The 25,942-nt window shown below is 61.3% G+C and carries 25 protein-coding genes; 12 read left to right on the forward strand and 13 right to left on the reverse strand.

Annotation, left to right across the window (positions count from 1 at the left end):
- The first annotated feature begins 43 nt into the window (after positions 1–43).
- Complete coding sequence (locus H3L91_RS01025; RefSeq protein ID WP_007341528.1) at positions 44–481, forward strand: ABC transporter family protein; 438 nt, start codon at positions 44–46, stop codon at positions 479–481.
- A gap of 145 nt (positions 482–626) precedes the next feature.
- Here the strand turns inward: H3L91_RS01025 and H3L91_RS01030 are convergent, their stop codons facing one another.
- A complete protein-coding gene (locus H3L91_RS01030) occupies positions 627–1,634 on the reverse strand; it encodes an IS5 family transposase (protein WP_182109823.1) in 1,008 nt (335 codons plus the stop codon).
- 77 nt (positions 1,635–1,711) lie between these two features.
- On the opposite strand from H3L91_RS01030, the gene H3L91_RS01035 reads away from it, so the two are divergent.
- Positions 1,712–3,049: an ABC transporter ATP-binding protein/permease gene (locus tag H3L91_RS01035; protein ID WP_081458604.1), complete on the forward strand. Its 1,338-nt coding sequence runs from the start codon at positions 1,712–1,714 to the stop codon at positions 3,047–3,049.
- Between the two features lie 165 nt (positions 3,050–3,214).
- Here the strand turns inward: H3L91_RS01035 and H3L91_RS01040 are convergent, their stop codons facing one another.
- On the reverse strand, positions 3,215–3,757 hold the full coding sequence (locus H3L91_RS01040) for a pilin (protein ID WP_040659815.1): 543 nt from the start codon (positions 3,755–3,757) through the stop codon (positions 3,215–3,217).
- Positions 3,758–4,247: 490 nt separating this feature from the next.
- On the opposite strand from H3L91_RS01040, the gene H3L91_RS01045 reads away from it, so the two are divergent.
- On the forward strand, positions 4,248–4,811 hold the full coding sequence (locus H3L91_RS01045) for an L-threonylcarbamoyladenylate synthase (protein WP_007341530.1): 564 nt from the start codon (positions 4,248–4,250) through the stop codon (positions 4,809–4,811).
- 156 nt (positions 4,812–4,967) lie between these two features.
- Here H3L91_RS01045 and H3L91_RS01050 read toward each other — a convergent pair whose 3' ends face one another.
- The 5 genes from H3L91_RS01050 to H3L91_RS01070 form a co-directional block, all read right to left on the reverse strand.
- Positions 4,968–5,216: a CsbD family protein gene (locus H3L91_RS01050; RefSeq protein ID WP_007341531.1), complete on the reverse strand. Its 249-nt coding sequence runs from the start codon at positions 5,214–5,216 to the stop codon at positions 4,968–4,970.
- A gap of 261 nt (positions 5,217–5,477) precedes the next feature.
- Positions 5,478–6,536: a S49 family peptidase gene (locus H3L91_RS01055; protein ID WP_007341532.1), complete on the reverse strand. Its 1,059-nt coding sequence runs from the start codon at positions 6,534–6,536 to the stop codon at positions 5,478–5,480.
- 143 nt (positions 6,537–6,679) lie between these two features.
- Positions 6,680–7,411, reverse strand: coding sequence for an LOG family protein (locus H3L91_RS01060; RefSeq protein WP_007341533.1), 732 nt, complete (start codon positions 7,409–7,411; stop codon positions 6,680–6,682).
- A gap of 169 nt (positions 7,412–7,580) precedes the next feature.
- Positions 7,581–9,263 carry a cation acetate symporter gene (locus H3L91_RS01065; RefSeq protein ID WP_007341535.1) on the reverse strand — a complete coding sequence of 561 codons (1,683 nt, stop codon included), beginning with the start codon at positions 9,261–9,263 and terminating at the stop codon, positions 7,581–7,583.
- Complete coding sequence (locus H3L91_RS01070) at positions 9,260–9,610, reverse strand: DUF485 domain-containing protein (RefSeq protein ID WP_007341536.1); 351 nt, start codon at positions 9,608–9,610, stop codon at positions 9,260–9,262. Before H3L91_RS01070 ends, H3L91_RS01065 begins: the two co-directional genes overlap by 4 nt.
- A gap of 368 nt (positions 9,611–9,978) precedes the next feature.
- On the opposite strand from H3L91_RS01070, the gene H3L91_RS01075 reads away from it, so the two are divergent.
- Positions 9,979–10,872 carry a LysR family transcriptional regulator gene (locus H3L91_RS01075; RefSeq protein WP_040659279.1) on the forward strand — a complete coding sequence of 298 codons (894 nt, stop codon included), beginning with the start codon at positions 9,979–9,981 and terminating at the stop codon, positions 10,870–10,872.
- A 258-nt stretch (positions 10,873–11,130) separates the two neighbouring features.
- Here the strand turns inward: H3L91_RS01075 and metE are convergent, their stop codons facing one another.
- The 5 genes from metE to lptM form a co-directional block, all read right to left on the reverse strand.
- On the reverse strand, positions 11,131–13,413 hold the full coding sequence (metE, locus tag H3L91_RS01080) for a 5-methyltetrahydropteroyltriglutamate--homocysteine S-methyltransferase (RefSeq protein ID WP_007341540.1): 2,283 nt from the start codon (positions 13,411–13,413) through the stop codon (positions 11,131–11,133).
- An 832-nt stretch (positions 13,414–14,245) separates the two neighbouring features.
- A complete protein-coding gene (locus tag H3L91_RS01085; RefSeq protein ID WP_007341544.1) occupies positions 14,246–15,922 on the reverse strand; it encodes a formate--tetrahydrofolate ligase in 1,677 nt (558 codons plus the stop codon).
- 173 nt (positions 15,923–16,095) lie between these two features.
- Entirely contained in the window at positions 16,096–16,836 is a 741-nt protein-coding gene (locus H3L91_RS01090) for an energy transducer TonB (RefSeq protein ID WP_081458558.1), read from the reverse strand.
- A gap of 159 nt (positions 16,837–16,995) precedes the next feature.
- A complete protein-coding gene (gene lysA / locus H3L91_RS01095) occupies positions 16,996–18,216 on the reverse strand; it encodes a diaminopimelate decarboxylase (protein WP_007341548.1) in 1,221 nt (406 codons plus the stop codon).
- On the reverse strand, positions 18,213–18,413 hold the full coding sequence (gene lptM / locus H3L91_RS01100) for an LPS translocon maturation chaperone LptM (protein WP_007341549.1): 201 nt from the start codon (positions 18,411–18,413) through the stop codon (positions 18,213–18,215). The genes lysA and lptM overlap by 4 nt, the downstream gene beginning before the upstream one ends.
- A 58-nt stretch (positions 18,414–18,471) precedes the next feature.
- Here lptM and cyaY point away from each other — a divergent pair, with 58 nt between their 5' ends.
- From cyaY to H3L91_RS01115, 3 genes are all read left to right on the forward strand, one after another.
- Positions 18,472–18,810, forward strand: coding sequence for an iron donor protein CyaY (gene cyaY, locus H3L91_RS01105; RefSeq protein ID WP_007341550.1), 339 nt, complete (start codon positions 18,472–18,474; stop codon positions 18,808–18,810).
- 57 nt (positions 18,811–18,867) lie between these two features.
- The gene (locus H3L91_RS01110; RefSeq protein ID WP_007341551.1) at positions 18,868–19,272 is read left to right on the forward strand and encodes a hypothetical protein; all 405 of its coding nucleotides are present in this window, start codon (positions 18,868–18,870) and stop codon (positions 19,270–19,272) included.
- A gap of 134 nt (positions 19,273–19,406) precedes the next feature.
- Complete coding sequence (locus H3L91_RS01115) at positions 19,407–19,682, forward strand: oxidative damage protection protein (RefSeq protein WP_007341552.1); 276 nt, start codon at positions 19,407–19,409, stop codon at positions 19,680–19,682.
- A 92-nt stretch (positions 19,683–19,774) separates the two neighbouring features.
- Here H3L91_RS01115 and H3L91_RS01120 read toward each other — a convergent pair whose 3' ends face one another.
- Positions 19,775–20,155, reverse strand: a complete 381-nt coding sequence (locus tag H3L91_RS01120; protein WP_007341553.1) for an A1S_2505 family phage non-structural protein — start codon at positions 20,153–20,155, stop codon at positions 19,775–19,777.
- A 403-nt stretch (positions 20,156–20,558) separates the two neighbouring features.
- On the opposite strand from H3L91_RS01120, the gene ppk1 reads away from it, so the two are divergent.
- The 5 genes from ppk1 to H3L91_RS12540 all read left to right on the forward strand — a co-directional run bounded on the left by ppk1 (position 20,559) and on the right by H3L91_RS12540 (position 25,940).
- Positions 20,559–22,613, forward strand: coding sequence for a polyphosphate kinase 1 (gene ppk1, locus H3L91_RS01125; RefSeq protein WP_007341556.1), 2,055 nt, complete (start codon positions 20,559–20,561; stop codon positions 22,611–22,613).
- A 282-nt stretch (positions 22,614–22,895) separates the two neighbouring features.
- Complete coding sequence (locus tag H3L91_RS01130; protein ID WP_040659283.1) at positions 22,896–23,546, forward strand: fumarylacetoacetate hydrolase family protein; 651 nt, start codon at positions 22,896–22,898, stop codon at positions 23,544–23,546.
- A gap of 341 nt (positions 23,547–23,887) precedes the next feature.
- Complete coding sequence (tsaB, locus tag H3L91_RS01135; RefSeq protein ID WP_040658524.1) at positions 23,888–24,565, forward strand: tRNA (adenosine(37)-N6)-threonylcarbamoyltransferase complex dimerization subunit type 1 TsaB; 678 nt, start codon at positions 23,888–23,890, stop codon at positions 24,563–24,565.
- Complete coding sequence (gene rimI, locus H3L91_RS01140; protein WP_007341559.1) at positions 24,562–25,011, forward strand: ribosomal protein S18-alanine N-acetyltransferase; 450 nt, start codon at positions 24,562–24,564, stop codon at positions 25,009–25,011. Before tsaB ends, rimI begins: the two co-directional genes overlap by 4 nt.
- A complete protein-coding gene (locus H3L91_RS12540) occupies positions 25,005–25,940 on the forward strand; it encodes a uracil-DNA glycosylase family protein (protein WP_050783132.1) in 936 nt (311 codons plus the stop codon). The genes rimI and H3L91_RS12540 overlap by 7 nt, the downstream gene beginning before the upstream one ends.
- Positions 25,941–25,942 lie beyond the last annotated feature (2 nt).

Genomic DNA, 25,942 nt, shown 5'->3' on the forward strand with positions numbered 1-25,942 from the left:
CATCCGTTCCGCATCCGCTCTCTCCCCTTTCCCCAATCCGTCTATGAAAACCATCCGCCGTTTCCTCTCCCTCGCCGCGCCGTTCTGGTGGCGCAACAACTCCTGGTTCAACTGGCTGATTCTCGCCGCCGTAGTCGGCTTTTCGCTCGCCATCGTGCGCGTGGGCGTGCTGATTACCGACTGGAACAAAACCTTTTACGACGCGCTTGCCGCGTTTGACGGCAAGGCCATGCCCGCGCTGATTGTGGAATTTCTCGTCTATATCGCCCTCGTTACCGGCTTTATCGCCTGCGGCAACTGGCTGCGCAAAGTTTTGCTGTTCCGCTGGCGCGAACACCTTACGCGGCAGTTCCAGCAAAACTGGCTCGGCGGCCACAAACACTACCGCCTGCAACTCACGGGCGAGCCGGACAACCCCGACCAGCGCATCGCCGAAGACGTCGCCATGCTGTCGGAAAAAAGCATCGACCTCTTCAAATGAGACCTTTGCAAAATTCCTTTTTCCCCGACAGCCGAAACCTAAATAAAGATTTTTGGCTGTTTTTGTTTCAAATATCCACTGATTCTACCCCAATACCCCCTTAATCCTCCCCGGATACCTGATAATCAGGCATCCGAGCCGCCTTTTAGGCAGCAACAGGCACACTTAGCCTATTAGCCGCTTTCAACAGGTTTAAACACATCGCCTTCAGATGGCTTTGCGCACTCACTTTAATCAGCCCAAAATAGGCTGCCCGGGCGTAGCGGAATTTACGGTGCAGCGTACCAAAGCTTTGTTCGACCACATAACGGGTCTTCGACAAATATCGGTTACGTTTGGTTTGCGCTTCCGTCAGCGGACGGTTGCGGTGGGCTTTGCGCATAATGCCGTCCAGCAACCGATGCTCTTCCAGATGTTGCCGGTTTTCCGCACTGTCGTAGCCTTTATCGGCATAGACGGTCGTGCCTTCGGCTATCCCTTCCAGCAAAGGCGACAGATGGTTGCACTCATGGGTATTGGCGGGGGTAATGTGCAGTTTCTCGATATAGCCTTCCTCATCGGTGCGGGTATGTTGTTTGTAACCGAGTTTGTAGAGGCCGTTTTTCTTTGTCCAACGGGCATCTTTATCTTTACTCGGTGTGGTTTGGCCGCTGACTTGTCCTTCTTCATCGACTTCTATGGCCTGACGCTGTTTGCTGCCGGCGGTCTGAATAATGGTGGCGTCAATGACGGCGGCGGATGCCTTCTCTACTTTTAGGTTTTTCTCGGCCAGTTGGCGGTTGATCAGTTCCAGCAGTTCGGACAGGGTGTCGTCTTGCGCCAGCCAGTTGCGGTAGCGGCATAAGGTGCTGTAATCGGGGATGCTCAGTTCGTCAAAACGGCAAAACAGGTTGAAGTCGATGCGGGTGATGAGGCTGTGTTCGAGTTCGGGATCGGAGAGGCTGTGCCATTGTCCGAGCAGGACGGCTTTGAACATGGACAGCAGGGGATAGGCGGGACGGCCGCGGTGGTCTCGGAGGTAACGGGTTCTTTGACGATTCAGGTACTGTTCGATCGGTTGCCAATCAATCACTTGATCCAGCTTTAATAGTGGGAAGCGATCGATGTGTTTGGCAATCATGGCTTGTGCGGTTTGCTGAAAGAAGGTGCCCATGAGAAATCCCCTAAATGTCTTGGTGGGAATTTAGGGGATTTGGGGGGGATTTTGCAAAGGTCTCCAAATATTTCATCATGAACGCCGCCAAACTCGGCGCGTTTGTCGAAATCCTGTGGCAGCTCTCCGGCGTGCAGACCTTCACCCTGTTCGGGCAGAGCATCACGGTGAAAGGCTATCTCGTGTGGATCGCGCTGGCCTACTCCGCCGCCTGCACCCTGCTCACCCACCTCATCGGCCGCAAACTCCAACCCCTGAATGTGGAACGCCAGCACCGCGAGGCCGACTACCGCGCCACGCTGCTGCGCGTGCGCGAATCTGCCGAACAAATCGCCTTTTATCGCGGCGAAACCGCCGAAGAAGGCCGTCTGAACAGCCGTTTTGCCGCCGTCAAAAGCAACTGGCGCGGCTTGATACGGCGCGAGTTTTATCTGGAAAGTTTCTCCGCCGCCTATTTGCGCCTTTCCATGTTTATCCCCATCATCGCCACCCTGCCGATGTACCTCGCCCACAGCATGAGCTTCGGCGACATGATGAAAGCCCGCAGCGCGTTTTCCAACGTGCAGGACGGCTTCGGCTGGTTTATGGACTACTACAAACGCATCATCGAATGGGCGGCCGTGGTCGAACGTTTGGTCGGTTTTCAGACGGCATTGGACGAGGCGGATAAAGCGGCAAGGTCGTCTGAAAACCTTACCGACACCCCCGTAGGTCGGATTCTCGAATCCGACAAAATCTCCACCGCACAAGAAACGCCTGACGTAGGGTGGGTCTCGACCCACCAACCCGGCACAAATGGTGGGTCAAGACCCACCTTACTCGCCGAAAACCTCAGCATCCACACTGCCGAAGGCAGCCCGCTGCTGCACAACCTCACCCTTGCCGCCGCCTCGCGCCAATGGCTGCTGCTCGACGGCCGCAGCGGCATCGGCAAAACCACACTCATGCGCACGCTCGCCGGATTGTGGCCTTATCATCGCGGCCATTTCCAAGTGAACAGCAAACGCGTGCTGTTCCTGCCGCAACGCCCCTACCTGCCGCAAGACACGCTGGCCAAACTCGTCTGCTACCCCGCATCCGCGCCGCAAAACGACAACGACATCCGCGCCGCGCTGGAAAAAGTTGGCTTAGGCCGTCTGAACAGCCGCCTGCACAGCGAAGAAGCATGGCACAAAATCCTCTCCGGCGGCGAACAGCAGCGCGTCAGCCTCGCCCGCGCCCTGATTGCCCGCCCCGAAATCCTGTTTCTCGACGAAGCCACCAACCAGCTCGACGACGCTTCCGCCACCGAGCTTTTGTCCCTGCTCAAACGCGAACTGCCCGACACCCTGGTCATCGGCATCAGCCACCAGCCGCCGGTCAAAGCTCTGTTCGACCGCCACGAAGACCTGGGCGCGTTTGCCGCGCAAAACTGAACGCACGCCATCCATTCCGATGGCGCGAATACGCAGAGGCCGTCTGAAAACGCTGTTTCGGCACAGCCAAAAACTGTTTCTCAGACGGCCTCTGCGCGCAGCAGACGTAAAAACACCGGAAGCCCGCAAAAGCAGGCTTCCGGCTGAACTCGCTAGGCTATGCGATTAGCGGCATTGCGAAGGAGCGTATTTTTCCAGAACAGTACCGGCAGTACCAGCTGCGCCGATTTGTTTGGTAGCAGTAGCGTTGGTAGCGGATTGGCAAGACCAGTCGAGGTTACCGGCAACGCCGTCAGTCAGGGCTTTGGCCAGACGGGTTTTGTTGGTACCGTCGTTGATCCAAGGAGTCAGAACCAGAGTGTCTTCACCGGTTTTCACACCAACGGCAGCACCGTCGAATGTAACAGTCAGTTCGCCGCGAGTGTCGCCGGTAGTGTTCATCAGCACGCTTTTCACGTATTTGGAAGTAGCACCAGTACCGTTAGCCTGACGGTTCCAAGCGGCAACAGCGATGTCCAAGTCGTTTACGGAAGTAGCGTCGGTACCGAGCATGGTTTTGGCGGATTCGGCCAGGTTCAGACCCTCAGTGATACGGCTGCGGACAGTGTAGTCCTGGTAAGCCGGCAGGGCGATGGCAGCCAAAATACCGATAATGGCGACAACGATCATCAACTCGATCAGGGTGAAACCTTTTTGCATTGCTTTCATGTTCAAACTCCGTTTGGTTTAGTTGTTCGGCGAAATTGCCGTTTTTAAAAAATCAAGCATTGCCGCCCCATGCGGCGTCGCTTTAAATCAATCTACCCATAATGTGCCTGGCACATCTTGAAACTTTCTATACGCATCCCGTTTGGCTTGTGCCTCGCAGTGTTGCGGATGAAAAGTGTGAAGCAATGCATGTGCCAGCAGGCATTTTTTGGGTATTTTTTATTTAATGCACTGTTTGCAATAGGATTTAATTTTCCTATTTTGCGCATGGGTGAGGATGGCGGCATGGCGGCATACTGTATTTTTGCGTCAGTTTTGGCTTTTTAGCGAAACGGCATAAGGCCGTGCTGCGGCAATTGACGGTTTTTGTCAGTCGGTTTTTAAGTGCAGGCGTACCAAGGCGGGGGCAAAAGGGTGGTTTCAGACGGCCTTTGCCCGCAAGCTCTTCCGTGCGGCGTACAATCGCTTTTTTGCTTTATAGAGCCAAACCATGAAACGCATCCTTTCCGCTGCCGAAACAGGCCGTCTGAAAAACCGTTTGCGGCGTGGCGGGCTGATTGCCTATCCCACTGAGTCGTGCTACGGCATCGGCTGTCTGCCGCGCCATGCCGGTGCGCTCAAATCCTTGGTACGGCTGAAACGGCGGCCGCAGCACAAGGGGATGATTGTGGTCGGCGACTCGCTTTCGCGCCTGCGCCCGCTGCTGCGCCCTTTGTTTGCGGCGGATGCCGCCGCGCTGGACGGGATTTGGCCGGCGCGGCAGACTTTTCTGCTGCCTGCGGCGCGCAATGTGCCGGTGCTGCTGCGCGGCAGGGGGCGCGGCAAGCTGGCGGTGCGCGTGCCCGCCCATGCGGCGGCGCGGGATGTGTGCTATCTGCTGGGCACGCCGCTGGTGTCCACGTCGTGCAACCGTGCGGGCAAACGCCCGTGCCGCAGCGCGCGGGAGGTGCGGCGGCAGTTTGGCCGTGATGTGTATGTGGTCGGGGGGCGTTGCGGGGGGAGTAAGACGCCCAGCCGGATTAGCGATTGGGCAACGGGGGAGCGGCTGCGTTAGCGGCCGTCTGAAAATCCGTTTCAGACGGCCTTTTGTTCGCTTTCGATATTCGGCATTGTGGAAAACGTATGCACGGCTGCGGTACATGCTCTGCTTTAAACAATAAAGGCCGTCTGAAAAACAGTTTTCAGACGGCCTTTGGCGTTTTGGCGGGGTTTAGAATTTGTTTTTGAGGTCGTTGAGGAAGCCTTCGGCTTTTTCTTTGGCTTCGTCGGCGAGGCGTTCGGCTTCGGCTTTGCCTTTTTCGAGGGCTTCGGCGGCTTTGCCTTCGAGTTCGGCGGCGGCTTCTTTGGCTTTGCCTACGCCTTGTTGCAGCAGGCCTTCGGCTTTGAGTTTGGTGTCGTTGAGGGCGTCGCCGGCGGCTTCTTTCACTTTGCCGCTGATTTCGTCGAGTTTGCCGTTCATGTCGGGTTTCCTTTTCGGTTTGTTGGTGGGAGGGCGCACTATATCTGTGTCTGCTGTTGGGGGCAAGGGCGGCGACGGGGAAAAGCCGTTTGTCGGCAAAAGCTTCCGTTGTTCGGGGCGCGTGCGGGTCAAATGAGGTATGCGTTCTTTGTTTTGCGGGTTCCGAATCCGCGTGTGCCGCTTGGGGCGGCATGCCCTGCTTTATGTTTATTTGTTTCACTATAAGGCAGAGGCCGTCTGAAAGGTGTTTTTCAGACGGGTTTACCAGCCTTTTGTGTCGAGGTTTTCGAGGCTTTGGCGCACTTGGTTTTGCACTTCGCTGTTGAGGCGGCGGCTGATGGCGCGGGCGAGGTCGTCTTCGTCGGGGGTATAGTCGACGAGGTCGGGGGCTTTGATTTGGTCGCGGGCGACGCTGTATATGTTGCCGAAGCCGTCGATGAGGCCGTTTTTTTGCGCTTCGAGGCCGGTGTAGATGCGGCCGCTGAATATCTGCGGGTCGTTGGTTTTGAGGCGGCTGCCGCGTCCGGTTTTGACGGCGTTGATGAATTCGCCGTGGATGTCGTCGAGCATTTGCTGCCAGATGGCGGTTTGTTCGGGGGTTTCGGGGGAGAAGGGGTCGCCCATGCCTTTGTTGCTGCCGGCGGTGCGCAGGCGGCGTTTGATGCCGAGTTTGTCCATGATGCCGGTGAAGTCGAAGCTGCCGCCGATGACGCCGATGCTGCCGACGAGGCTGGAGGGGTCGGCGTAGATTTTGTCGGCGGCGGCGGCGATGTAGTAGCAGCCGGAGGCGCACATGTCTTCGGCGACGAGGTAGAGGGGGATGTCTTTGTGTTGTTCTTTGAGGCGGCGGATTTCGTTGAAGGCGGTGTTGGAGACGACGGGGGAGCCGCCGGGGGAGTTGGCGCGGATGATGATGCCTTTGACGTTTTTGTCGGCGTAGGCGGCTTCGAGGCCGTCGCGCAGCAGGGCGACTTGGTCTTGGTAGCCGCCGCCGATGACGCCGTTGAGTTTGATGACGGCGGTGTGTTCTTTGTTTTTCGCGCCGAGGATTTTGTTGAGGCCGCCGCCGTTGTCGGCTTCAAAGCGGCCGCTGGCGCAGCTGTGGAAGGTGAAGAGGGTGCCGGCGAAGAGCATGGCGCCGACGCCGCGCCAGACGTTGCGCCAGAAGCGGCCGGCGCGTTGTTCTTTGTGGACGCTCAGGAGGAGTTTGTAGAGGGTGTCGCGCTCCCAGCTTTCGTTTTGCGGGCTGTGTTGCGCCCGGGTTTGCTGCGGCTGGGTTTGGTCGCGTTGTTCTTCTTCGCGTTGGATTTTGAAGCTCATGGTGTTTTCCGGTGGGTTGGGGTTTCAGACGGCCTCTGCGGGAGGCGGGTGCGGGGTGGGCAAGATACCGATGTCGGGGGTGTTGTGCAAGGGTTTGGCGGGGGAGGCGGTTTTTGGCTGTGCTTTCAGACGGCCTTTCCGGTTTACAGGCCGAGTTCCCAGTCGGTTTTGGGGTTGACGCAGAAGCCGTCGGTGCAGTTTTCGTAGTGGCGGAAGACGCGTTCGGTAACGGCGTCGGCGTCGTCGATGATTTCAAAGAGTTGTGTGTCGGACGGGGCGATGAAGCCGCGTGCGAGGAGCTGGCTGTGTATCCAGTCGGCCAGGCCCTGCCAGAAGCTGCGGCCGACGAGGATGACGGGGCGGTGGGGGGTTTTGCCGGTTTGCACGAGGGTGAGGCTTTCAAACAGTTCGTCAAGTGTGCCGAAGCCGCCGGGCATGACGATGTAGGCGACAGCGTGTTTGACGAACATGACTTTGCGCGGGAAAAAATGCTGGAATTTGACCGACAAATCCTGATAGGGGTTGGCGTGCTGCTCGTGCGGCAGGACGATGTTGAGGCCGACGGCGGGGCTGTGGCCGGCAAACGCGCCTTTGTTGGCGGCTTCCATGATGCCGGGGCCGCCGCCGGAGATGACGGCGAAGCCGGCGTCGGAGAGTTTGCGGGCGATGGTTTCGGCCAGCAGGCAGTCGGGGTGGTTTTGCGGGGTGCGCGCACTGCCGTAGATGCTGACGGCGGGCTGCACGGCGCGCAGCTCTTCGCCGGCTTCGAGAAATTCGGACATGATTTTCAGGAGGTGGTAGCTTTCGCGGGCGTACACGTCGCGGCGCACGGCTTCGGGCAGGATGGGGTCGGGCAGTTTGTTGCGCAGGGGCATGGCGGGGTCTCCTAAAACAGGGATAGGGGTTATAAACCGTTTCGCCGCGTTCGGCAAATATGCAGGCCGTTTGAAAAGCCTTGCCGCAGCGGCGGCGGGCGGGAAAAAACGCAAAGCCGTCTGAAAACCTGTTTTCCGGTTTTCAGACGGCCTTTTTGTCCGGCATTGTTTAGTGGTCGGAAGCCCCGGCCGCACCGATGCCGGTCATGGAGCGGACGTATTGGGCGTCGAAGCCGGCTTTGTCCTGTGCCGCCTGTTCGGATTTGTCGAGCAGCGACACGATCCACGATACGGCGAAGGCCAGCGGGATGGTGAACAGGGCGGGGTTGCCGTAGGGGAAAATGGGGCTGTCGTTGTGCAGCACGCTCACCCACACGGTCGGGCCGAGCACGATGAGCACCAGCGCGCCAATGAGTCCGGCGAAGCCGCCGGCAACGGCGCCGCGCGTGGTCAGCCCTTTCCAGAACATGCTCAACATCAGCACGGGGAAGTTGGCAGACGCGGCAACGGCAAAGGCCAAGCCCACCATAAAAGCGACGTTTTGGTTTTCAAAGGCTACGCCGAAGATGATGGCCAGCACGCCCAAGCCCAAAGTGGCGGCGCGGGAGACGCGCATTTCTTCTTTCGGCTGCGCCCGTCCTTTGCGGATCACCGACGAATAAATGTCGTGGCTCACCGCCGATGCGCCCGACAGGGTCAGCCCGGCCACCACCGCCAAAATGGTGGCAAAGGCCACGGCGGAGATAAAGCCCAACAGCAGGTTGCCGCCGACGGCTGCCGACAGGTGAACCGCCGCCATGTTGGTGCCGCCGATCATTTCGTACACGGTTTTGCCGTCTTTGACTACGGCTTTGAAAAACTCGGGATTATTGGTCAGGAAAATAATCGCTCCAAAACCGATGATAAAGGTGAGCAGGTAGAAATAGCCGATAAAGCCGGTGGCGACGACCACCGATTTGCGCGCTTCGCGGGCGTCGGGCACGGTGAAGAAACGCATCAGGATATGCGGCAGGCCGGCGGTACCGAACATCAGCGCCAGGCCGAGCGAGAGCGCGTCCACCGGATTTTTCACCAGGCCGCCGGGCGCCAAAATCGCCTCGCCGAGCGTATGGGTATCGACGGCTTTTTGGAACATCGTTTCCATGCTGAAACCGCTGGCATACAGCACCATAAACGACATAAACGTTGCCCCGCCCAGCAGCAAAACCGCTTTAATCATCTGCACCCAAGTGGTCGCCAGCATGCCGCCGAACAGCACGTAGGCCACCATCAGCACGCCGACGATCAGCACCGCCCAAATATAGTCCATGCCGAACAAAAGCTGGATCAGTTTGCCCGCGCCCACCACCTGCGCGATGAGATACAGCATCACCACCAACAGCGAACCCGAAGCGGCAAACAGCCGCACCGGCGTTTGTTTCAGGCGGTAGGCCGCCACGTCGGCAAAGGTGAACTGCCCGAGGTTGCGCAGCCGCTCGGCAACGAGAAACAGCACCAGCGGCCAGCCCACCAGAAAGCCGGTGGAATAAATCAGGCCGTCGTAGCCGGAGGTGAACACCATTGCCGAGATGCCGAGAAACGACGCGGCCGACATAAAGTCGCCCGCAATCGCCAGCCCGTTCTGAAAGCCGGTGATGCCGCCGCCGGCGGTGTAGAAGTCTTTGGACGAGCGGTTTTTCTTCGCCGCCCACTTGGTAATCCACAGCGTTGCACCCACGAAAATAAAAAACATGACGACGGCTGTCCAGTTGGTCGCCTGCTTCTCCACCTCGCCGGTAAACGCATCCGCCCACAGGCAGCCTGAAAAGCCCGCCGCCCAGGCGGCAAACAAAAACTTATGTTTTCCCATCATTTTTCTCCTTCTTGCGTTTCGCGTACCGCTTTTTGCGTCATCTCTTCAAATTTGCCGTTGGCCAGCCATACATAAACCAGCGTAATCACAAACGAAAACACAATCACAAACATCCCCACCCAGATGCCCCAAGTGGTGATGCCGTCTGAAGACACTTTCGCCGCCAGCGTTTGCGGCGACGTACCGATTACCCAGATATAGGCCACATACACCGCGAACACAATCGCGGAAAAACTCCAGCCCAGCCAGGCTTTCTGCCGCGCCATCGAACGGAAGGCCGGATGCGCCAGCACCCGCGCCGCACGCGCCTTTTCCGCTTCACGGCTGTGGGTTTCGTTTTGTTTCATAATTTGCTCCTCTTCAAAATATTATTCGGATGGTGAAGCCGGGGTGGTCTGCGCGGCCTGTTTCCGTTTCCAGGCAGCCTTTCGTCGAGCCGTCTGAAAAAATGTTCGGCAAACGGCGCAGCCCCGCTCCGTTGCGGTTTATAAACAAGCCCGAAGGGTGCGGGCTAATATTATTTTTTGATGCCCTGTATCCGCGTCGCAAATAACACGCGTCCCACCCCCTGATTCCAAAGGGTTTTGTGTGCAAACCGCTTTACCGACCGCCCTGCTCCGTGTTAAAAAACGAAAAGCAAGACCGCATAAAGGCCGTCTGAAAGCCTTTCAGACAGACCATGACAACAACAAACCAAGCTGCAAAGGAAACCACCATGGACATCAACCAGCTGCGCGCCTTCATCACCGTCGCCCACACCCGGAACCTCACCCGCGCCGCCGAGAAACTGTTTCTCTCCCAGCCCGCCGTGTCCGCACATATCAAAGCCCTCGAAGCCGACGTCGGCACCACGCTGTTCACCCGCACCAATAGCGGCATGAGCCTCACCCGCGCCGGCGAAGTGCTGCTGCCCGAAGCCGAAGCGCTGATGCAGCACAAACACCGTCTCGAAGCCTTCGCGCAAACCCTGCGCGAAGACTACGTCCGCCACGCGCTCCTCGGCCTCATCCACCCCATCGCCTCCGGCAAAGTCAGCCGCCTCACCCGCAGCATCATCCGCCGCGAACCCGCAGTCCAGCTCCACATCCAATACGGCATGAGCGGCGAAATCCTCAGCCGCCTCCTCGCCAAACGCCTGCACGGCGGCTTCTTTCTCGGCAAAATCGAGCAACGCACCCTGCAAAGCATCCCGCTGCAAAACATCGCCTACTCGCTTGTCTGCCACACCGACGACGAAAAAAAACTGCGCGCCGGCCTGCCGCGCAGCCTCAACGGCTACACCTGGATCGAAATGTCCGGCGTTTCCGGCAGCCACAAAAACCTGCAACAGTTCTGGCACCGCCACAAGCTCACCCCGAAAAAACAGATTATCTGCGACTACCCGCAGGCCATCATCGGCCTGGCCGCCGACGGCATCGGGCTGGCGATGGTGCCCAAGCACAGCGCGGAAGCCGCGCAGCGGCAGGGCAGCCCCATCGCCCTGATCGGCGAATTCGAGCAGCAGCTGCCCTTACACTTCGTCTATCTCGACGAATACGGCCAAGACCCTGCCCTGCAACTCATACGCGACGCGGTGCTGGAAGTGTGGGAAACCGCAGAGGCCGTCTGAAAACCTGTGTTTCGGTTTTCAGACGGCCTGCCGTTTTTCCAACGCCCAAACAACCGCCGCAAACCCAAAACCGCGTGCGTGCAGAGCGACACCCTGCCACAGAGGCCGAATTCCACTGTGTCGAATCTGCCGCAGGATGTGTCGCCCCAAGGCGACGCACGCGTTCTTTGCCGTTAAACAAGAGGCCGTCTGAAAATCCTGGTTAGGGTTTTCAGACGGCCTCTTGTTCAAACCTTAATCGGTTTGTTCAAACAGCGTTTAACGTTTGTTGTCCAGTTCGCCGCGCAGTTTTTTGGTAACGGCCATCATCACTTCGAGCTGTTCGAGCGTTTCTTTCCAGCCGCGGGTTTTCAGGCCGCAGTCGGGGTTGACCCACAGGCGCTCGACGGGGACGACTTCCATCGCTTTGCGCAGCAGGTGTTCCACTTCGACTTCGGCCGGCACGCGCGGGCTGTGGATGTCGTACACGCCCGGGCCGATGTCGTTGGGGTATTTGAAGTCGCCGAACGCGGTTAAGAGTTCCATGTCGGAGCGCGAAGTTTCGATGGTGATGACGTCGGCGTCCATGCTGGCGATGGCGGGCAGGATGTCGTTGAACTCGGAGTAGCACATGTGGGTGTGGATTTGGGTGCTGTCTTCGGCGCCGGTGGAGGAGAGGCGGAAGGCTTCGCACGCCCAGGCCAGGTACTCGTCCCACTGGGCTTTTTTCAGCGGCATGGCTTCGCGGATGGCGGGCTCGTCGATCTGGATGACTTTGATGCCGGCCTTTTCCAAATCCAGCACTTCGTCGTTGAGGGCGAGGGCGATTTGTTTGGCCACGGTGCTAAGCGGCACGTCGTCGCGCACGAACGACCATTTGAACATGGTAACGGGGCCGGTGAGCATGCCTTTCATCGGGCGTTTGGTGAGGCTTTGGGCGTAGGACGACCAATACACGGTCATCGGCTCGGGGCGGGAGACGTCGCCGAAAATCACGGGCGGTTTGACGCAGCGGCTGCCGTAGCTCTGCACCCAGCCGAACTGGGTGAAGCAGTAGCCGGCCAGCTGTTCGCCGAAGTATTCGACCATGTCGTTGCGCTCGGCTTCGCCGTGGACGGGCACGTCGATTTCCAGTTTTTCCTGCACTTCGACGCAGTAGGCGATTTCTTTTTTCATCGCGGCATCGTAGTCGGCGGCGGAGAGTTCGCCTTTTTTGAAGGCGGCGCGGGCCTGGCGGATTTCGGTGGTCTGCGGGAAAGAGCCGATGGTGGTGGTGGGCAGCAGCGGCAGTTTCATCCATGCCTGTTGGGCTTGGATGCGCACGGGGAAGGGCGATTTGCGCTGGTCTTCGCCGGCTTTCAGGCTGCCTACGCGTTCCTGCACGGCGGGATTGTGGATTTTTTTGTTGGTGGCGCGGTCGGCGGCGGCGGCATCGGAGGCGGCCAGCTCAGCTTTCACGCTGTCTTTGCCGTGTTCGAGGGCGCGTTTGACGATGCCCAGCTCGACCAGTTTCTGCGCGGCAAAGGCCATCCAGGATTTGATTTCGGCGTCGAGTTTTTCTTCAACGGCCAAGTCCTGCGGGCTGTGCAAGAGCGAGCAGCTGGGGGCGATCCACAGGTTGCTGCCGAATTTGGCGTTCAGCGGGGCGAGGGTGTCGATGACTTTGCTCAGGTTGGCGCGCCACACGTTGCGGCCGTCGATCAGGCCGACGGACAGAACGCGCTCCTGCGGCCAGCCTTCGGCAAACACGGCCAGCTGCTCGGGGGCGCGCACGCAGTCGATGTGCACGCCGTGCACGGGCAGGGATTTGAGCAGGTTCAGATGCTCGGCCACGGTGGCGAAATAGGTGCCGATGATGATGCGCACGCCGGTGGCGGCCAGCTCTTTATAGACGTTCGGGAAGGCGTCGAGATAGGGCTGCGGGGCGTCTGCGGCCAGAATCGGCTCGTCGATCTGAATCCAGTCCGCGCCTGCGGCAGCCAGTTCGCGCAACAGTTGCGCATAGGCGGGCAAGAGTTTGGGCAGCAGGGTTTTGACGCGGCAGCCGAATTCTTCTTTTTTCTTGCCCAGCCACAGCAAAGTCAGCGGGCCGACCAGCGTGGGCTTGATGTCGCAGCCCTGCGCTTTGGCTTCTTTAATCTGCGCGATAAGGTTGGCGGCGTTGACCGAAAATTCGGTATCGGCATGCCATTCGGGCACGATGTAGTGGTAGTTGGTGTCGAACCATTTGGTCATTTCCATGGCAAACTGGGTGGCGTTGCCGCGTGCCAGCTGGAAATATTCCGGCAGGGTGAGTTTGGATGCGTCGAAGCCGAAGCGTTTGGGAAGCGCACCCAGGGTGCACAGGGTGTCGAGCACGTGGTCGTAGAAGGAAAAATCGCCGACGGGCACGAGGTCTGCGCCGGCGGCTTTCTGCGCCGCCCAGTTCAGACGGCGGATTTCTGCGGCGGTTTCGCGCAGCTCGGCTTCGGATTTCGCGCCTTTCCAAAAGGCTTCGACGGCAAATTTCAGCTCGCGCTTCGCGCCGATGCGCGGGTAGCCGGAGAGGTGGAATGTGGTCATGGTTGTCTCCTGATTGGTTTTGAGAATGTGAAAAAACGTAATGATGCCATCTTGCCTTGTTTGGCGGCAATAGGCAAACGAGTTATTTTGGCCTTGCGCATGAACGGATTTAATAGGCCGTCTGAAAACAGGGGAGGCACGTCTGGAACCGTGCCCGCGGGCAAAAAAAACGCCCTCGGGAAGGAGGGCGCAAATACAGAGAGAATACACAAAAACAAAAGGTTTCCCGCAGCGGGAAAGACGGCTTGCACCAAGGGATTAAGGGCTTAAAAGCCTGCTGCGGGTTTTGCTGTCGGTATGGGCGCGGATTATGCACGGGAAAACGGATTTTGGCAAACCTTGTTTGTCAAATTTTTTTATCGGGCGTTGCGTTTGCGCGATAAACGGTATTCCGAAAACATAAAGAGGCCGTCTGAAAAACCGTAAAACGGGTTTCGGCTGCGCCGAAGTTGCGCTTTCAGACGGCCTCTTATTCTTTCCTCCGCTCCCAAACCGCGTGCGTGGCTGCGCCACACACCCTACATCGGCTTTGTGCCACCCCGAATCTCTCTGAACGAACATCGTCATTCCCACGCAGGCGGGAATCTTATCGGGATTCAAGCAATAGTTTGTTTGTTCAAAAACTGCTGAATACCAACCAAGATTCCTGCCTGCGCGGGAATGACGCCGTTTGGAAACAGAGCAGGTCGGGCATTCATGCCCGACAAACACCGGCGAATTTGGAAAATGTCGGGCATAAATGCTCGACCTGCTGCTAAAAGGCCGTCTGAAAGCGAAGCTTCAACGAAGTTAAAACCCCGTTTTCCTGTTTTTCAGACGGCCTTAGGGTCAATCAGAACAGGCCGGTGATGTTGCCTTCGGCGTCCACGTCGATTTTCTCGGCGGAAGGCACTTTGGGCAGGCCGGGCATTTTCATGATGCTGCCGCAGACGGCGACGATGAAGCCTGCGCCGGCGGAGAGGGTGAGGCTGCGCACGGTGATGGTGAAGCCTTCGGGGCAGCCGAGCAGTTTGGGGTTGTCGCTGAACGAGTATTGGGTTTTGGCGACGCACACGGGCAGTTTGTCGAGGCCGAGTTTTTCCAGCGAGGCGGCTTCAGCTTGGGCTTCCGCGCTGAATTCGACGCCGGATGCGCCGTAGATGCGGGTGGCGATGGTGCGGAGTTTGTCGCGGATGCTGTCGTTTGCGTCGTAGGCGTAGGCGAAGTTGTTGGGCCGGGTGTCGATGGCGGCAACGACTTTGCGGGCGAGGTCTTCGCCGCCTGCGCCGCCGTGCGCCCACACTTCGGTAAGCGACACTTCCGCGCCGTGTTCGGCGCAGGCCGTCTGAATCAGGGCGAGTTCGGCGTCGGTGTCGGACACGAAGCGGTTGACGGCGACGACGACGGGCAGGCCGAAGACGGTTTTGAGGTTGGCGATGTGTTTGAGCAGGTTGGGCAGGCCGCGTTTGAGGGCTTCGAGGTTTTCGCTTCCGAGGTCTTCTTTGGCGGCGCCGCCGTTGTATTTGAGGGCGCGGACGGTGGCGACGACGACGGCGGCGTCGGGTTGGAGGCCGGAGAGGCGGCATTTGATGTCGCAGAATTTTTCCGCGCCCAGATCCGCGCCGAAGCCGGCTTCGGTTACGGCGTAGTCGGCCAGGTGCAGGGCGAGGCGGGTGGCGGTTACGGAGTTGCAGCCGTGGGCGATGTTGGCGAAGGGGCCGCCGTGGACGAAGGCGGGGGTGCCGCCGATGGTTTGCACGAGGTTGGGTTTGAGGGCGTCTTTCAGGAGAGCGGCCATTGCGCCGTGGGCGTTGAGGTCGCGGGCGAAGACGGGGCTGCCGTCTTTGGCGTAGGCGATCAGCATGTTGCCGAGGCGTTGTTTCAGGTCGGCCAGGTCGCGGGCGAGGCAGAACACGGCCATGACTTCGCTGGCGACGGTGATGTCGAAGCCGTCGGGGCGCAGTACGCCGTCGGTGGGTTTGCCGTTGCCGCTGATGATGTGGCGCAGCTGGCGGTCGTTCATGTCGACGGCGCGCCGCCACAGGATGCGTTTGGGGTCGATGTTGAGGGCGTTGCCCTGGTAGATGTGGTTGTCGAGCATGGCGGCCAGGAGGTTGTTGGCCGCACCGATGGCGTGGAAGTCGCCGGTGAAGTGCAGGTTGATGTCTTCCATGGGCAGCACTTGGGCGTAGCCGCCGCCGGCCGCACCGCCTTTGATGCCGAACACGGGGCCGAGCGAGGGTTCGCGCAGGGCGACGGCGGCGTTTTTGCCGATGCGGTTGAGCGCGTCCGCAAGGCCGATGGTTACGGTGGTTTTGCCTTCGCCGGCGGGGGTGGGGTTGATGGCGGTTACGAGAATGAGGCGGCCTTTTTTATCGGGCAGGCCGAATGCGTCGGCGGGGTTGATTTTGGCTTTGTAGCGGCCGTAGGGTTCGAGTTGGTCGGCGGTGATGCCGAGCTTGGCGGCGATTTCAGCGATGGGGCGGATGTTTGCCTCGCGGGCGATCTGGGCGTCGGTTTTGTGGGTCATGGGGTTTTCTTTTTCAACTGATACAAGGGATTGCGGGATGGCAGATTATAAGGGAGGCCGTCTGAAAAGGGCGCGGCGCGTGTGTGAAAAATATTGCTGCGGCAGGGGAACGGGATTCATGCAAAGGCCGTCTGAACGCGCAACTTTCAGACGGCCTTTGCGCCTGTTTCGGCTTATTTGATGGCAAATCTGATGCTTCTGCGGGCGGCGGCCCACACCGGCCTGCCGCGAAAGCGGGCGGGGGTGAAGCGCGCGCCGTCCATGGCTTTGACGGCGGCACGGTCGAGGCTGGGTGAACCCGAGGATTGGACGGGTTGCGCGGCGTATGCGCGCCCGTCCGCGCCGACGACGAGCCGCAGGATTACGGTGCCTTCTTCGCCGTTTTCCAGTGCGGCGGCGGGATAGTCGGGCTGCGGCGCGGCGGTTTCTACGGCTTGGACAAACTGCGCGTCGTCTTCGGCGGGGAATTTTTCCGGCACGAAATAGACTTCCTGCACGGCGGTGTAGGGCACTGCGCGGCAGACTTGTCCGGACGCGCCGCGCGGTGTGCCTTCGGTGCAGGATGTGTGCGGCGGGACGCGGCCGGGCAGGACGGCGGCGGCCGGTTTGGCAAGGGCGGCATCGGCGTTCTGCTGGCGGCGGCGCAGGACTTTGCCTTTTTTGTCGGCATCGAGCAGGAACACGGCGCGGCCGGTTTGCGGGAAGCCCGCCGCGTCTGTGTCGGCGGGGCGGATCAGGGGCGGCAGTTTTACTGTTTCGGACGCGGCTTGCGGCGCGGCTTGGGCGGCGGCGCAGAGCAGGACGGGCAGGAGGATTGGGAGGGTCGGGCGCGCATGGCGGGCTTTCGTTTGACGGCGGGCGGAGACGGTATGACGTTTTGAACAAGCGGTTTCGCGTTTTGGCTGCGCAGGCATCCGAAACCGCGTGCGTGGCTTGCGCCACACACCCTACCTTATAGGCCGCATCTGCGTGGTTGGCGCAGAGTCTGTTTTTCGCGGTGCTTATGAATTTAGAGGCCGTCTGAAAACCGTTTTGGTTGCGCCGAAACGGTTTTCAGACGGCCTCTGCGCTGTTTACAAACAGGCTTGCTCGTTGGCCAGCATTTCTTCCACGGTTTCGCGGCGGCGCACGAGGCGGGCTTGGCTGCCGCTGACCAGCACTTCGGCGGCGCGGCGGCGGGCGTTGTAGTTGCCGGCCATGCTGGCGGCGTATGCGCCCGCACCGCGCACGACCAGGAGGTCGCCCGCCTGTGCGGCGATGCGGCGGTCTTTGGCGAGGAAGTCGCCGGTTTCGCAGACGGGGCCGACGATGTCGGCGGTGAAGGGCGCGGCGGCGGGGGGTTCGGCCGGTTCGATGCGGTGGTAGGCCTGGTAGAGGGCGGGGCGCATCAGGTCGTTCATGGCGGCATCGACGATGACGAAGTTTTTGTCTTCGTTGCGTTTGACGTATTCGACGCGGGTGAGCAGGTCGCCCGCGTTGCCGACGAGGCTGCGGCCGGGTTCGAGGATGAGGCCGAGGGGGCGGCTGCCGATGAGTTTCTGCACGGCGGCGGCGTAGGCGGAGAGGTCGGGGGTATCTTCGTCGCGGTACACGATGCCGACGCCGCCGCCGAGGTCGATGTGTTGCAGCTCTATGCCCTGCGCGGCGAGGCGGTCGGCCAGGGCGAGGATGCGTTCGCAGGCTTCGATGAGCGGGTCGAGGCGGATGAGCTGCGAGCCGATGTGGCAGTCGATGCCGACGATGCGCAGGTGCGGCAGCTCGGCGGCGCGCGCGTAGGCGGCTTCGGCGTCGCGCATGGCGATGCCGAATTTGTTGGCTTTCAGGCCGGTGGAGATGTAGGGGTGGGTTTGCGCGTCCACATCGGGGTTGATGCGCAGGGAAACGGGGGCGCGGGTGTTCAGACGGCCTGCAATGCCGTTGAGGCGTTCGAGTTCGGGCAGGCTTTCCACGTTGAAGCATTTGATGCCGGCTTTGAGGGCGTATTCCATTTCCGCCGCGCTTTTGCCCACGCCGGAGAAGATGGTTTTGGCCGCGCTGCCGCCGGCGGCCAGCACGCGGGCGAGTTCGCCGCCGGAGACGATGTCGAAGCCGCTGCCCAGTTCGGCGAAGCGGCGGATGAGGGAGAGGTTGCCGTTGGCTTTGACGGCGTAGCAGATGAGGGGGTTGAGGGCGGCAAAGGCGGTTTGGTAGGCGGCAAAGGCTTCGTCGAGGGCGGATTGGCTGTACACGTACAGCGGCGTGCCGTAGCGTTCGGCCAGCTCGGTGTAGCTGAGGTTTTCGCAGCGTAGGGTCATGGGCGGGTTTCCGTGGGCGGGGCGTCGGGTTGGGGGGCTTGGGCGGCGGGGGCGTTTTTGCGGACGGGTTTTTTCAGGCCGGTCTGCACCGCGCCGAAGCCTGCCTTGTCTTGTTCTTTGGGCAGATAGAGGTCGCCCTTGTAGCCGCAGGCGGCCAGCGCGAGGGCGGCGGCGAGGGCGCAAACGGGTGTTTTCATGGTTTTTCGCCGGAGGTTGTGGCAAGATGCGCGGCATTTTAACGCAATCTGACAAACCATGATGACCGAAAGCGAATTTTTGCAGCATTCAGACGGCCTCTTCGCCCATATAGAAGACGCTTTGGACGACCAAGACGCGGATTTCGACTGCCAAACAGCGGGCAACGTGCTGACGATAGACGCAGAAGACGGCACGCAGGTTGTCGTCAACCGCCACACGCCCAACCGCGAACTGTGGATTGCCGCCAAAAGCGGCGGCTACCATTTCGCCGAACAGGGCGGGCAGTGGCTCGCCACGCGCGACGGGCGCGAGTTTTTCGCCGTGCTCTCGCAGGTGCTCTCCGAAGCGGCGGGGCAGAGCGTGCGCATCGCGCCCTTCATCCGGCAGGCCGTCTGAAAAACACCAAGACCCGTTCCACCGGTTTCCCCACAACCGAAACGAAAGGACTTCCCCATGATGTTTACCTTGTTCCCCCTGCTTTTCGGCCTTGCCATCGCCTTTTTCGTGCTGTGGTACGGCTCGAAAACCGCCGCCGACAAATACCCCGTTTTACGCATCACCGTGCCCGACAACGCCGAAAGCAGCCCCGAATGGCAGCGTTGGGCGCAGGACAACGGCTACAAGGCGCAGGGCGGCGGCCTGTGGCAGAAGGGCACCGGCATGCTCACCAGTGCCACCGAAATCCGCTTTGAAGGCAATGAGATGCAGGTGCGCGAATGCGTCAACTACATCTTCGGCATCAACCGCTTCGCCATCAACGCCCCCTCGTGGATGGGACGCCCTGTGCGCGCCGTCAAAATCAAAGCCCTCAACGCCCTGTTCGCGCAGTGGCAGATTGCGCCCGTGTCCTTCGGATAAGCCCCGCCGCCGCAGGCCGGGAGGCCGTCTGAAAAGCCGTTTCCGGCTGTGTTTTCAGACGGCCTCTTTCTGTACAAAGCCCGCCCCGTCGGCTAGAATCCGCGCGTCTCAAACCCGCACAAAAAGGAAACGCCATGACCCGCATGGTTCACTGCGTCAAGCTCGGCAAAGAAGCCGAGGGCCTGAAATTCCCGCCGCTGCCCAACGAGTTGGGCAAACGCATTTTTGAAAACGTCTCCCAAGAAGCATGGAACGCTTGGACGCGCCACCAAACCATGCTCATCAACGAAAACCGCCTCAGCCTCGCCGACCCCCGCGCCCGCGAATACCTCGCGCAGCAGATGGAAAACTACTTCTTCGGCGACGGCGCGGACGCCGTCCAGGGCTATGTGCCGCAAGAGCCCAAATAGGCCGTCTGAAAAACATAAAAGGCCGTCTGAAAAACCGTTTCACGGGTTTTCAGACGGCCTCTTTCATTGTGTTTGCGCCTTTGTCAGACGGCCTACCGCCCGAGTTCTTCCTCCCATTCGGGCGGCAGGCGACAGTTGTCGGGCGCGTCTTTGAACAGCGGGGCGATGTCCGCCGCGTGGTATTCGCCCAGCGCGGTGCCCAGCGGGGTAACGAAAAAGCGTTTGTCGAAATTGCTTTTGGCAAAATCGAGGAAAATCTGCACATAGCCGGCGATTTCCTCCAAGGGCAGCAGTTTGAGGGCTTCGTCTTTCACCGGCACGGCAAACGAGTTGCCCGAGAGGCCGTAGCCCTGCCCCATCTGCGCGCCGTATTTCATCCGCGCCATCAGCGCGGTGCCCAGCCCGTGTTTGCCGGCTTTGTTCGAGCCGAAGACAAAAATCTCGTTATCCCGTATTTCGTGTTTGACGCTCATGGTTATCCTTGTATTGTTTGGTTAAATTTGCGCCGCTTTTTGTGCGGATGCCGTTATTCTAAATGGTGCGGGGAAAAGGAATGTTTGACCTGCGTCAGAACTTCCCCCTTTGCCGCAAAGGCTTTCAGACGGCCTCTGCGGTTGGCAAAACGGATAGGCGGAATTATACTTGCTTGCAAATTTTCACAATCGCCGCGATTGCCGCCCGCGCGAATATTCAAACATTATAGGGTCTGTTGACATTCAGCTTGCGAAGCGGTTTTTTGAGGAAAAATCCGCGTATGCAAGGAAAAAAGCACAGCAAGGTTGGACACCTTGTGAGCATTTTTGACGCGGCAGACGTGGATTTTTACCAAAAATACCGCCGCAAGACTGATTGTCAACAAACCCTAAGGAGAACCGTATGCCCCAGTCCCCCCGCCTTCTGTGCCGCGAACTCAGCCTGCTGGCCTTTAACCGCCGCGTGCTGGCGCAGGCGCAGGATGTGCGCGTGCCGCTGTTGGAGCGGCTGCGCTTTTTGTGCATCGTGTCATCGAACATCGACGAGTTTTTCGAGGTGCGCATGGCCTGGCTGCGGCGCGAACACAAGCGCAACCCCGCCCGCATCCTCGACAGCGGCATGACCCCCGCCGAAACCTTCGCCGCCGCTTCGGCCGAGGCACACCGGCTGATACACGACCAGTACGCGCTGTTCAACAACGAGCTGCAACCAGCGCTGGGACAGGCGGGCATCCATTTCTACCGCCGCCACACCTGGAACGACGCGCAGCGCGAGTGGATCAAAAGCTATTTCGACCGCGAACTGTGGCCCATCCTCACCCCCGTCGGCCTCGATCCCGCCCACCCCTTCCCGCGCCCGCTGAACAAATCGCTCAATTTCGCGGTGGAACTCGACGGCAAAGACGCCTTCGGCCGCTCCTCCGGCATGGCCATTGTCCAAGCCCCGCGCATCCTGCCGCGCGTGGTGAAACTGCCGTCCGAACTGTGCGGCGGAGAAGACGGCTTCGTGTTTTTGTCGTCCATCCTGCACGAATACGTCCACCTGCTCTTTCCCGGCATGGACGTGAAAGGCTGCCACCAGTTCCGCCTCACCCGCGACAGCGACCTCACCGTGGACGAAGAAGACCTCACCAACCTGCGCGCCGCCATCCAAAACGAACTGCACGACCGCGAATACGGCGACGGCGTGCGCCTCGAAGTGGCCGACACCTGCCCGCCGCACATCTACGGCTTTCTGCTCGGCCACTTCAAGCTGCGCCCCTCCGACCTTTACCAGGTCAAAGGCCCGGTCAACCTCGTGCGCCTGATGGCCGTGCCCGACATGCTCGACCGGCCCGACCTCAAATACGCCCCGCGCAGCGGCAGCCTGCCCCCCTTCCTCAAAAAAGACGAATCCGTGCTCGACGCCGCCGCGCGCGGCGACATCCTGCTGCACCACCCCTACCAGTCTTTCGAGCCGGTCGTCCGCTTCATCCGCGAAGCCGCCGCCGACCCGGACGTAGTCGCCGTCAAAATGACGATTTACCGCACCGGCACCGCCTCCGAGCTGGCCAGTGCCCTGATGAACGCCGCGCTCTCGGGCAAACAGGTAACCGTCGTCGTCGAACTGATGGCGCGTTTCGACGAAGCCAACAACGTCAACTGGGCGCAGCGGCTCGAAGATGCCGGCGCGCACGTCGTGTACGGCGTGTTCGGCTACAAAGTCCACGCCAAAATGGCACTCGTCATCCGCCGCGAAGAAGGCCGTCTGAAACGCTACGCCCACCTGGGCACCGGCAATTATCATCAAGGCACCTCCCGCATCTACACCGACTTCGGCCTCATCACCGCCGACGAACAAACCACCGCCGACGTCAACACCATCTTCATGGAAATCACCGGCCTGGGCAAACCCGGCCGTCTCAACAAACTCTACCAAAGCCCCTTCACCCTGCACAAAATGCTGCTCGAAAGCATCCGGCGCGAAACCGGACACGCCAAAGCCGGCCGCCCCGCCCGCATCATCGCCAAACTCAACTCCCTCATCGAGCCGCACATCATCGAAGCCCTCTACGAAGCCAGCGCGGCCGGCGTGCAAACCGACCTCATCGTGCGCGGCATGTGCGCCCTGCGCCCGCAGGTTGAAGGCCTGTCGGACAACATCCGCGTGCGCTCCATCATCGGCCGCCAGCTCGAACACGCCCGCGTCTACTACTTCTACAACGGCGGCGCGGAAGACACCTACATATCCAGTGCCGACTGGATGGGGCGCAACTTCTTCCGCCGCATCGAAACCTGCACCCCGATAGAACACCCCGCCCTTAAAGCGCGCGTCATCCGCGAGGGTCTCACCCTCGCCCTTGAAGACAACCGCCAGGCCTGGCTGATGCAGCCCGACGGCGGCTACATCCGCGCCGAAAGCGGCGGCGGCGAAGCCCGCAGCTTGCAGGAAACCCTGTGGCAGGAATACGGCGCGTAAACCGCCCCGCGCAGGCGCGCAAAAGGCAAGAGGCCGTCTGAAAACCGTTTTTCAGACGGCCTCAAGCATCAATACGGCGAAACAACGCAAATGCGGTGCGTAAGGTAGGGTGTGTGGCGCAAGCCGCGCACGCGGTCTGTGCCGTCGGACAAAATCAAGCCGTAGGGCGGGTCTTAACCCACCCTACCTAACGCATCCCCGCCCCGAACACGCCTTGCCCCCACCCCGCCCCGCGTTTATCCTGCGCCCCGCATTCAAACGTCAACCATGAAAGGAACAACCATGACCGCCGTCTCCCTCGAAGGCCGCCCCGTGCGCGCCAACAACATCTTCTGCATCGGCCGCAACTACGCCGCCCACGCCGCCGAGCTGGGCAACGCCGCGCCCGCCGCCCCGCTGGTGTTTTTAAAACCCAATTGTGCCCTGAACACCGCCCCCGTCGTGCGCCTGCCCCCGGGCGCGGACAACGTGCATTACGAAACCGAGCTGGTGCTGCTCATCGGCCGCGACACCGACGCCCTCACCCCCGAAAACGCCGCGGACGCCGTGGCCGGATACGCCGTGGGGCTGGATCTCACCGAACGAAGCTGGCAGAAACAGGCGCAGGCGGCGGGTCTGCCGTGGACGAAGGGCAAAGGCTTCCGCCAAGCCGCCTGCGTGTCCGATTTCGTCGGCGCACACGCGCTGGACACCATCCGTGCACACGGCTTTACCCTGACCCTGAACGGGCAGATACGCCAGCGCGGGGAGCTGCGCAACATGATTTTCCCCGTCGAAACCCTGCTGTGCACCCTCGCGGCCGACTACGGCCTGCAAGCGGGCGACCTGGTGTTCACCGGCACCCCCGAAGGCGTGGGCGCGCTCTCGGCAGGCGACGTGCTGGAACTCGATCTGGCCGGACTGGTGTCGGCGCGTTTCGAGATTGCGCGGTAAACGGGCAGCAGTGCGGGCCGGGCTTCGGCCCGGCTAAGCCGCCATCCGGCAAAACAACACAAAACAGGCATTGCACCGACAACGCCGATGCGGCGCGTAAGGTAGGGTGTGTGGCGCAAGCCGCGCACGCGGTTTCGGGCTTGCGGGGCGCAGGCATCTGTTGCGGGCGGAGAACGCGTGCGTCGCGGGGCGACACGCCCTACGGATGGGCAGGCATGGAAAGGCCGTCTGAAAACCGGATTTGGGGCTTTGGTTTTTTCAGAAACATCATCCCCGCACAAGCGGGCTCCGCCCCAAATGCTATAATCCGCGCCCTTTCACCAGCCGCCGAACCCGCCGTCATGCAGCCCGATTTTTCCCGCCCCGTCCTCGCCATCGACACCGCCACCGCCCATCTCTCGCTCGCCCTGCGCGCCGGCGGCGGCCTGTTTGCGCGGCACACCGAGGCGGGCAGCCGCCAAAGCGCGCTGATACTGCCGCAGATTGCCGAACTGTTCGCCGAAGCGGGCGTGTCGGCGGCAGACCTGGCCGCCGTCGTGTACGCGCAGGGGCCGGGCGCGTTCACCGGCCTGCGCATCGGCCTGGGCGTGGCGCAGGGGCTGGCCGCGCCGTTTGCCACGCCGCTTATCGGCGTGCCCTGCCTCGACGCGGCGGCCTTTCTCGTGCGCGGGCGCGGCGTGCTCGCGGCGGCCGACGCGCGCATGGGCGAAGTGTTTTACGCCTGGTTCGACACCGAAAACTGCCGCCGCCTCTCGCCCTACTGCGTCGGCAAAGCGGCCGCCATCGCCCCGCCCGAGGGCGTAGAATTCACCCACGGCAGCGGCAACGCCTTCGCCCTGAACGAGCCGCCGCCCTTTCCCGGCTCACCCGCCATGCCCACGGCGGCGGACTATCTGGCCTTGGCGCAAACGGGCGGCTACCCCGCCTGCGACGCCGCCGACGCGTCTTTATTGTATGTGCGCGACAAAATCGCCCTCACCGCCGCCGAGCAGGCCGCGCACAAAGCGGGGGCGGCATGAACATCCGCCCCGCCCTCGCTGCCGACTGCCCCGCCCTCGCCGCCCTCGATGCCGCGTGCAATCCCTCGCCCTGGTCGGCCAAACAGTTTCAGACGGCCTTAACCGCCCGCTTTTGCACCGTGCTTTTGGCGGAACACGAAACGGAACACGCCCCCGCCGCCTTCATCGTCTGGCAGACTGTGGCCGGCGAATCCGAGCTGCACCTCGTCGCCACCGCCCCCGCCGCCCGCCGGCGCGGTTTCGCCGACACCCTGCTGCGCCGCTGGTTCGCCGACTGTGCCGCGCAAAACGCCGGCCGCCTGTTTTTGGAAGTGCGTGCGGGCAACACCGCCGCGCAAAGCCTCTACCGCAAACACGGCTTCACCGAAACCGCGCGGCGGCACGCCTACTACCCCCTGCCCGAAGGCGGGCGCGAAGACGCCCTTGTCATGGAGAAAACATGTTAAGCAGCCGCTACCTGCACCTGCACCAAGCCCTCGGCCTCGGCCCGATGTGGCTCAAACGCGGCGCGAAAATCCTGCCCGCCGCCACACCAAACCCGCCCGCCGACGGCCTGCCCGCCAACGCCGCCCCTGCCCCCGAAAGGCCGTCTGAAAACGAGCGCAGCGGGTTCGGGCGCGACCCAAACGAGCGCGGCAACGAACACGGCGCGTCTGCACACAGCCAAAACGGACACGGCGGGTTTTCAGACGGCCTCAACCAAGCCGCACAGGCAAACGCCGCCCCGCCCGCCCAAACCGCCCCGCGCGGCCAAGCCCGCCACAGCTCCGCCGCCGAAAACGCCCGCGCTGCCACCATGGCCGCCGTCGGCAGCAGCATCGGCGGCTACTACAAAAGCCGCGAACGCGACGCGCTGCGCCACACCCCGCCGCCCAAAACCCCCGCCCCCCCCGCCGAAGCCGACACCCCCCTATCCGCCGCCGAACACAAAGCCGCCCTCGCCGGCCGCGTCGCCCCCGCCCGCGTGCTGGCCGTCAGCATCTGCCCCGCGCCCGAAGACCTCGCCGCCGGACACGTGTTCAGCGGCGAAGATGGCGCGCTGCTCGGCAAAATGTTCGCCGCCGCCGGCCTCGCCGAAAACGAAGTGCGCCGCACCAGCTGGCTGCACAGCGTGGAATTCACCCCCGCCGCCGCCCGGCTCGAAGCCGCCGCCGCGCGGATGCAGGCCGAGCGCGAACTGTGCGGCGCACAGGCCGTCGTCCTGCTCGGCCGCTTCGCCCAAGAGCCGCAATACGCCGCCGCCATCGAACGCGCCTTCGCGGGCACCCCCCTGTTCACCCTCCCCCACCCCGCCCGCATCTTGCGCCTGCCCAAACTCAAAACCGAAGCCTGGGAAGAACTCAAATGCCTGCGCGACATGTTGCAGGCCGTCTGAAA

The organism is Neisseria bacilliformis (assembly GCF_014055025.1).
In the GTDB taxonomy this organism is placed as follows: Bacteria; Pseudomonadota; Gammaproteobacteria; order Burkholderiales; family Neisseriaceae; genus Neisseria; species Neisseria bacilliformis.

Excerpts from the sequence above, each read along its gene's own strand:
- H3L91_RS01025 (WP_007341528.1), top strand. The coding sequence starts at position 44 with ATGAAAACCATCCGCCGTTTCCTCTCCCTCGCCGCGCCGTTCTGGTGG.
- H3L91_RS01030 (WP_182109823.1), bottom strand. The coding sequence starts at position 1,634 with ATGGGCACCTTCTTTCAGCAAACCGCACAAGCCATGATTGCCAAACAC.
- H3L91_RS01035 (WP_081458604.1), top strand. The coding sequence starts at position 1,712 with ATGAACGCCGCCAAACTCGGCGCGTTTGTCGAAATCCTGTGGCAGCTC.
- H3L91_RS01040 (WP_040659815.1), bottom strand. The coding sequence starts at position 3,757 with ATGAAAGCAATGCAAAAAGGTTTCACCCTGATCGAGTTGATGATCGTT.
- H3L91_RS01045 (WP_007341530.1), top strand. The coding sequence starts at position 4,248 with ATGAAACGCATCCTTTCCGCTGCCGAAACAGGCCGTCTGAAAAACCGT.
- H3L91_RS01050 (WP_007341531.1), bottom strand. The coding sequence starts at position 5,216 with ATGAACGGCAAACTCGACGAAATCAGCGGCAAAGTGAAAGAAGCCGCC.
- H3L91_RS01055 (WP_007341532.1), bottom strand. The coding sequence starts at position 6,536 with ATGAGCTTCAAAATCCAACGCGAAGAAGAACAACGCGACCAAACCCAG.
- H3L91_RS01060 (WP_007341533.1), bottom strand. The coding sequence starts at position 7,411 with ATGCCCCTGCGCAACAAACTGCCCGACCCCATCCTGCCCGAAGCCGTG.
- H3L91_RS01065 (WP_007341535.1), bottom strand. The coding sequence starts at position 9,263 with ATGATGGGAAAACATAAGTTTTTGTTTGCCGCCTGGGCGGCGGGCTTT.
- H3L91_RS01070 (WP_007341536.1), bottom strand. The coding sequence starts at position 9,610 with ATGAAACAAAACGAAACCCACAGCCGTGAAGCGGAAAAGGCGCGTGCG.
- H3L91_RS01075 (WP_040659279.1), top strand. The coding sequence starts at position 9,979 with ATGGACATCAACCAGCTGCGCGCCTTCATCACCGTCGCCCACACCCGG.
- metE (WP_007341540.1), bottom strand. The coding sequence starts at position 13,413 with ATGACCACATTCCACCTCTCCGGCTACCCGCGCATCGGCGCGAAGCGC.
- H3L91_RS01085 (WP_007341544.1), bottom strand. The coding sequence starts at position 15,922 with ATGACCCACAAAACCGACGCCCAGATCGCCCGCGAGGCAAACATCCGC.
- H3L91_RS01090 (WP_081458558.1), bottom strand. The coding sequence starts at position 16,836 with ATGCCTGCGCAGCCAAAACGCGAAACCGCTTGTTCAAAACGTCATACC.
- lysA (WP_007341548.1), bottom strand. The coding sequence starts at position 18,216 with ATGACCCTACGCTGCGAAAACCTCAGCTACACCGAGCTGGCCGAACGC.
- lptM (WP_007341549.1), bottom strand. The coding sequence starts at position 18,413 with ATGAAAACACCCGTTTGCGCCCTCGCCGCCGCCCTCGCGCTGGCCGCC.
- cyaY (WP_007341550.1), top strand. The coding sequence starts at position 18,472 with ATGATGACCGAAAGCGAATTTTTGCAGCATTCAGACGGCCTCTTCGCC.
- H3L91_RS01110 (WP_007341551.1), top strand. The coding sequence starts at position 18,868 with ATGATGTTTACCTTGTTCCCCCTGCTTTTCGGCCTTGCCATCGCCTTT.
- H3L91_RS01115 (WP_007341552.1), top strand. The coding sequence starts at position 19,407 with ATGACCCGCATGGTTCACTGCGTCAAGCTCGGCAAAGAAGCCGAGGGC.
- H3L91_RS01120 (WP_007341553.1), bottom strand. The coding sequence starts at position 20,155 with ATGAGCGTCAAACACGAAATACGGGATAACGAGATTTTTGTCTTCGGC.
- ppk1 (WP_007341556.1), top strand. The coding sequence starts at position 20,559 with ATGCCCCAGTCCCCCCGCCTTCTGTGCCGCGAACTCAGCCTGCTGGCC.
- H3L91_RS01130 (WP_040659283.1), top strand. The coding sequence starts at position 22,896 with ATGACCGCCGTCTCCCTCGAAGGCCGCCCCGTGCGCGCCAACAACATC.
- tsaB (WP_040658524.1), top strand. The coding sequence starts at position 23,888 with ATGCAGCCCGATTTTTCCCGCCCCGTCCTCGCCATCGACACCGCCACC.
- rimI (WP_007341559.1), top strand. The coding sequence starts at position 24,562 with ATGAACATCCGCCCCGCCCTCGCTGCCGACTGCCCCGCCCTCGCCGCC.
- H3L91_RS12540 (WP_050783132.1), top strand. The coding sequence starts at position 25,005 with ATGTTAAGCAGCCGCTACCTGCACCTGCACCAAGCCCTCGGCCTCGGC.